The 6,423-nt window shown below is 70.7% G+C and carries 4 protein-coding genes and 1 pseudogene; 4 read left to right on the top strand and 1 reads right to left on the bottom strand.

Annotated elements, in window-relative coordinates:
• The 4 genes and pseudogenes from H5J30_RS13800 to H5J30_RS13790 form a co-directional block, all read left to right on the top strand.
• A pseudogene (locus H5J30_RS13800) lies at positions 1–396 on the top strand (hypothetical protein); the annotation flags it as partial.
• A 101-nt stretch (positions 397–497) separates the two neighbouring features.
• On the top strand, positions 498–4,721 hold the full coding sequence (locus tag H5J30_RS13795) for a wHTH domain-containing protein (protein WP_181787728.1): 4,224 nt from the start codon (positions 498–500) through the stop codon (positions 4,719–4,721).
• 172 nt (positions 4,722–4,893) lie between these two features.
• On the top strand, positions 4,894–5,016 hold the full coding sequence (locus H5J30_RS36700; protein ID WP_258563303.1) for a hypothetical protein: 123 nt from the start codon (positions 4,894–4,896) through the stop codon (positions 5,014–5,016).
• The gene (locus tag H5J30_RS13790) at positions 5,013–5,597 is read left to right on the top strand and encodes a hypothetical protein (RefSeq protein ID WP_181787727.1); all 585 of its coding nucleotides are present in this window, start codon (positions 5,013–5,015) and stop codon (positions 5,595–5,597) included. The genes H5J30_RS36700 and H5J30_RS13790 overlap by 4 nt, the downstream gene beginning before the upstream one ends.
• Positions 5,598–5,639: 42 nt before the next feature.
• On the opposite strand, the gene H5J30_RS13785 is transcribed toward H5J30_RS13790, so the two are convergent.
• Complete coding sequence (locus H5J30_RS13785; protein ID WP_181787726.1) at positions 5,640–6,266, bottom strand: DUF305 domain-containing protein; 627 nt, start codon at positions 6,264–6,266, stop codon at positions 5,640–5,642.
• Positions 6,267–6,423: the final 157 nt, after the last annotated feature.

Genomic DNA, 6,423 nt, shown 5'->3' with positions numbered 1-6,423 from the left:
GTCGCGCACCTGCTGGACGCCGTGCAGGACGCGGCGGAAGACCGGCGTACGGGCGCGTGGAACCCCATCATGGCGACCGCGACGGAGCCCGCCCGGGTACGTCAGCTCTGCGACGACGCGACCCGCGGCGTCGCACTCGCCCTGGCGGACGCGGAGTTCACCGACGACCGGCTGGTCCGCGTGCTGCTGGTCGGCGAGTTGGAGCGGGCGGTGCGCCGCACCTTCGCGCACGCGGGCGGCGAGTTCGGCCCGCCGCCGCCCGCCTTCACGCCACTGGGGCAGGGCGCGGAGGGGGAGAAGGAGGAGCACAAGGAGAAGGGCGGCAACGACTGCGGCGGGTGCGGCGGTTGCGACGGCTGCTGCAACTGCTGTGAGTGCTGCGACTGCAACTGCTAGGTGTGCGGCGCGGCGGCACAGCACCAGCAGCGGCGTCACGGCCGCAGCACAACCGGCTGGTTCGGTGGTTCCGTAATGCCGGGATGGTGTAGACACGTCGCGTGGGCAGAGGGGAACCGATCGACCGCGGCAAATGGCCGGAGTCCGGAGCACACCGCAAGCTGCTGGAGTTCCTCGACCGGGTCCACGCCGACAACGGGTTGAAGAGCCGCCGCGACATCACCGCGGCCATGAACCTCGAATCCCCGTCCTACGTCAACGACATGCTGCGCGGCATGCGCCTGCCCGTCGACGACCGGCAGGTAACGGCGCTCGTCCGGGCCCTGGGCGGCGGCGCCGACGAGGCAGCGAACGGCCGCCGCCTCCTCGACCGGGCCCGCGTCGAGGAACGAGCCGTGGAGCGGAAGGCGAAGCGGGGCCGACCGCAATCCGGGACGCAGCACCCCTGGGCGCGGTACGTAGCCGAACACGCCGCCTGGAACCTGGTCGACGGGGACTTGGACACCGCGGACCTCCGCGAGCAGTCCGTCTCCGTCGCCGAACGCCTGGCCGCGCTGAGTGCCGAGGCCGAGCGCACCCTCGCGGGCGACCCCTGGCTCGACACCGACCTCGCCGACCGGTTCGCCAGGCGGGCGGACTGGCTGGTGCGTACGACGTGGGAGGACACCCCGGACCTCTCGCCCGCCGAAGCGGCGCTGCTGGCGCTGGTTCCGCTGCTGCACCACACCCACATGGTGCGGACGCTGGCCGCCCTGCACGAAATCCGGCCGCTGGAGCTGGGCGTCGCGGACCACGCGGAGGCACCACGGCGCGACTTCGAGGCATTCTGCAAAGGACATCAGGAACTCGTCGAACGCGCCCACGCCCCCGCGCTGCCAGACCGCGACCCCGCCGGCCCCGAGATCGGCTGGTGGCTGTTCCACCGCTGGGCCGCCCGCTTCCCCGACGCGTACCGCCTCGGCGCGATCCGACGGCTGCTTCAGGACGCGGACGTCACCGACCCGCGGATGCGGGACGAGGTCCTGGAGGCCAAGGCCGTCCAACGGTTCCTCGCCGGGCTGCGCCTCGACCCGGCCGAACTCGCCGACACCGACCGGCAGCACACCCCGCAGCCCGTGAACGTCCTCTTCCCCGGCGAGCCGGACCAGCAGCAGGTACGGGAGCTGCTGCTCAGCCACCTCCTGGCCGTCGCCTACGCGGTCGCCATCGACGTCATCCGGCTGCCCGACATCGTCGTACGCCACCTGGGCATCCCCAGCGCGGTGGAGCTGGACCGGCTCCGTGACACCGTGACGAGCCGCGCGAAGTGGGTGCTGCAATCGGACTGCCTGGTGCTGCGGACCGACTGCCACCACCCCGCCGAACTGGAGGGGTTGCGGCAGTACGCCCGCCAGGTCGACACCCTGCTGCACGCGGTCCGGCGCGTCTGCGCCGGCCGGCCCGCCGTGGAGATGCTCACCCGGCTGCCGTCACGGGCCTCCGCAGACGACGTCAGACCCGACATCGACGAGGACGGGCGGCCGCTCTTCCAGCACGTCAGCCGCTTCCGCCTGGACGAGCGGCGGGTACAGGGCCTCCTCATGGGCGAACAGCTCTACAAGGACCGCGGCCTGGCCGTCCGTGAGCTGTACCAGAACGCGCTCGACGCCTGCCGCTGGCGCCGCGCCCGGCTCGCGTACCGGCGGCAGCGCGGCGACTGGCCCGACGACTGGAACGGCCGCATCCACTTCGTCCAGGGAGTGGACCGCGACGGCCGCGCCTACCTCGAATGCCGCGACAACGGCATCGGCATGACCGAGGCGGTACTCACCGAGGTGTTCGCGCAGGCGGGAGTGCGCTTCACCGACCTGACCGAGTTCCTGGTGGAGTCGGCGGAGTGGAAAGGGGCCGCGACACCCGTCCCCTTCTACCCCAACAGCCGTTTCGGCATCGGCGTGCTGAGCTACTTCATGATCGCCGACGAGATCGAAGTGGTCACCCGCCCACTGGAACGCGGCAACCGGCCCCATCCGGCCATGAAGGTCTCCATCTTCGGCCCCGGCCACCTGTTCCGCATCGAGCACCTGCCGGAGAGCCGCTCCCCGGGCACGTCGGTCAAGCTGTACCTGCGGAACGCCGAGCAGGCGCCCTCGTGCGTGGAGGAACTCCGGCAACTGCTGGGCATCGCCGAGTTCGAGACCGTCGCCGAGCACGGCACCCAGCGCGAGCGCTGGGAGCCGGGCGTGCTCAACCCCCGGATACGCCCGGCGTGGCAGCCCGAAGGTCTCGACGCCCACGGGACCCTCGTGCCCTGGCAGGACGAGCGGGGCAACGGCCAGGTGGTCTGGTGCGAACACGGCGGCGGCCTCTTGGTGGACGGCCTGTACGTCAGGCCGGTGGTCCGCAACGGGGTCTTCGCGGGCTTCCGCGACGGCATACTGCGCGGCGCGGTGGTCAACCTCACGCGACGCAGCGCACCGGACAGGCTGTCGGTGGACCGCAGGCAGGTGCTGTCGGACGTCTCGGCGAATGTGGAGAAGTTGCTGCGCGCGGCGACCGGGTCGTTGATGACGGACGGCCGGGAGTTGCTGGACGTCCGGTGGGTGAGCGCCGTGACGGAGGCGAGCCCTCGGCTCGGCGACCTGGTCACAGAAGCTGCCATTGAGGCGGGTGTGTCGTTCAGGACGCGGACGGGGGAGATCCGGGTTCCGGAGGTGGGGTGCTTCCTCCAGGATGCGCATCTGGTCCTGGAGGGCGACAAGCGCGCGCACGGGCGCGGGCTCGATGACGAGCCGGCCACCCTGTGGAACTGGGATTTTGGCGACAACCCACCTGACCACGTGCTCATATGGCGTCTCGTCGCGCACGGCGCCCGAAGCGATCTCGATGCCCTGGGAGTGGAAACCACCGACCCTGTTCTTCCGGCACTGCCCACCGACGCGCTTCTGCTGGGCGGTGCGGGGAGTACCGCCGACGAGACGAACCAGCTCAGCGCGCGGGCATGGTCCTGGGAGGAGACAGAACTCCGGAAACGCCCCGGTCATGTCCTCTGGACCGCCATGATGACCGGCGCCTCGCCCCGTGAAGTCGCCCACCGTGCCGTCGAACTGGGCTGCCACGAGATCGTGCCCGAGCGTTTCGCATCGGACGCTCAGGTCGACCGCGTAGATCTCGCACTGCTCAGTTGCAGGCGTGACGGCCAGCCCGACTGGTGGGACATCACCGAACCCGTGCCGGTCGGGCATCTCGTCGCTATCGCACTCCAATACGGGATCGAGTTGCGCAAAGGACAACGCCGCCTGGAGCGCTACGACTTCCGGTTCACCTCTCGCCTTCCCCCGGAGTCGTTCTCGGAGCAGGACTTGCCGCTCCTCAATTGGTCCGTGGCCGATACGACGGGCGGGAACCCTTGGTATCAATGGATCAACGGGGGGCCGCATCCGCTCCCAGCGTCCCATATCGTCCGGGCCGCAGCACGAACCGGCCTGTCCGTTCCCCAGGTGTGTGACAGGCTCACAGCCTTCGGCCTCCGTGCCGAACGGCTCACGCTGCCCGACATTCCGCGTGCGGAGGACTTGGTGCTGTTCGACTGGGGTCTCACCTATGACGAACGGAGAGAGTTCGATCCACGCAGTCCCCTCGCACCCAGGCACCTCGTTCGCGCGGCCATCGCGCTGGACGTGTCCTTGTCCGAAGTCGCGGACCGGCTTGCCGCACGCGGCATCGTGGTTCCCGAACGGCTGCCGGACTGGCCTGTCACGAGCGACCTGAAACTGCTCAGCCACGACGATCGGCCTTCTTCACTGGCAGCGGGCGAGCGGGTTCCGCTGTGGCAGATTCTCGCGAGCAGCCGAAAGGCCGGGATGCAGCCCGACCAGGCCGCGGCGCGGCTGGCGGAGTACGGGATGGATGTGCCGTCGGGCGAGCTTCCGTCGAAGATCGACGGCCTCACGCTGCAACTCCTCTCCAGGGATCTCGACGGCGCGTCCCCTTGGCTGGACATGGAGACCCCCCTGCCGCAAGCCCACTTCATCCTTGCCTTCGTGGAATTGGGAGTTTCTCCGCGCGCAGCGGCCGAGCGACTCGCCGGCTACGGCCTTCCGATCCCGGCCGATCTGCCGGAGACCCCGGATGCAGATGACATCCGACTACTCGACGCCACGGACATCGGCAACAGTCCGGCGAGACTCAACAGACCCGTGACGCTCTCCCATCTGCTGATCGCGGCACGCGAGACTCGCCATACCCTCCGGGAGGCCGCGGCGCGCTTGAGACGGCTCGGCGCCACCGTGCCCGATGTCGACGAACTCGTCGCCGACGCCCTCGTCAGGCTGCCCCGACCCTAGTCGGCCGTGCGCCGAACGTGCGCTCCCCGTAACGCACTTCTCTCCCATACGTGCAGGTGGCAGGTGTGCCGTCGGCGGTCTCGGGTGTGCCGTCACACCCGGCGGCCTCACTCCAACGCACCGCGCTCACACCATTTCTCTCGTCCGATCCGCACCTAGACGGGAGTCAGAAATGCTCCAGCAACTCGTACTGTTCGCACCTGTGGTCGGCGGCGTGCTGAACCTGGCCGCCGCGGGCATCGGCTTCGCCACCGCCGCGTTCGGCCGCCGGCGCAAGGAGAGGGGTTCGGGTTGATCGATCCGCGCTGGGTGTTCGTCAGTGCCGTGCTCGGGATCGCCGGGAGTGTGCGGTACGCGGTCGCCGTGGTCCGCGGCACCGTGCGGCCGAACCTCGTGACCTGGTCGCTGTGGGCCGCGGTGCCGCTGATCGCGTTCTCCGCGCAGCTCGACTCCGGTGTGGGGCTGCCCTCGGTGCAGACGCTGGTGGCCGGGGTCGGGCCGCTCGTCGTCGTGGTGACCGGGCTGTGCACCCGGCGGAACCTGGCGCGGCTCGGCGTCTTCGACCTGGCCTGCGCGGTCGTCGCCGTCGCCGCCGTCGGGGTGTGGCTGGGGCTCGGCGAGGCGGCGCTCGCCGTGGTGTTCGCGGTGGCGGCCGACGCGGCGGCGGCGCTGCCGACCGTCGTGAAGGCGTGGCGGGACCCCGCCTCGGAGAACCTCCTCTTCTACGTCCTCGTCGGCACCGGCGCCACCGTGACGCTGCTGACGATCTCCTCGTGGTCCCCGGCGGCCTGGGCGTTCGCGGCGTACGTCCTCACGCTCAGCGTCTCGCTGACGGCCGTCGTGGCCGTACGGCGGCGGGTGCTGCAGTACGCGTAGGGCGGGCGGCGGGGTCGCCGCCCGCCCTGCGCGCGGACTGCGTCAGCCCTTGTCGAGCAGCGACTCCATCGCGTCGATCTCGGCTTCCTGGGCGCTGATGATCTCCCCGGCCATCTTCTTCACGGGCGGGTACGCACCGTCGGCCCGCTCGGTCTCGGCCATGGCGACGGCGCCCTCGTGGTGCTCGATCATCATCTCCATGAATGCGGTGTCGAACGCGGCGCCCTTCGCCTCCTCCAGCTCCTTCATGTCCTCCGCGGACATCATGCCGCCGGCGGAGCCGTGCATGGAGTGGTCCATCCCGCCTTCCGCGGGCACCTCCTCGCCCCAGGAGTCGAGCCAGCCGGAGAGCGTCTCGATCTCCGGGCCCTGGGCCTTCTTGATGTCCGCGGCGAGCTTCTTGACCTCGTCGGACGCGGCCCGGCCGGGCGCGAGGTCCGCCATCTCCACGGCCTGGCGGTGGTGGGGGATCATCCCCTTGGCGAAGGTGACGTCGGCGGCGTTGCGGTCCTCCTTGGAGGCGGCGGGGCCGGACGCGGCGGCGTCGTCCTTGCCGTGGTGGCCGGCCGAGCCGTCGTCGTCGCTGCCGCAGGCGGCGAGGAGGAGGGCGACGGCGCCTGCGGTCGCCACCGCGGCGCCGCGGCGGAACAGGGAACGTGTGCGGATCATGACTGTGCAACTCCTTCGCGCACGCCGGGTGCCGGCGCGCGGAACGTACGGATGTGAAGGCGTGCGGCAGCACGGCACCCCGCCCTGGACAGGGCGTACACGGGTCTTACGGGGATGCCGGGCGGGCCGCGCCTATATCCGCAGGAGTTGCAGCTCG

Source organism: Streptomyces phytophilus, assembly GCF_013870535.1.
Classification (GTDB): domain Bacteria; phylum Actinomycetota; class Actinomycetes; order Streptomycetales; family Streptomycetaceae; genus Streptomyces; species Streptomyces phytophilus.
The sequence above is the reverse complement of the archived record's forward strand: the minus strand, read 5'-3'. Positions and strand labels throughout refer to the sequence as shown.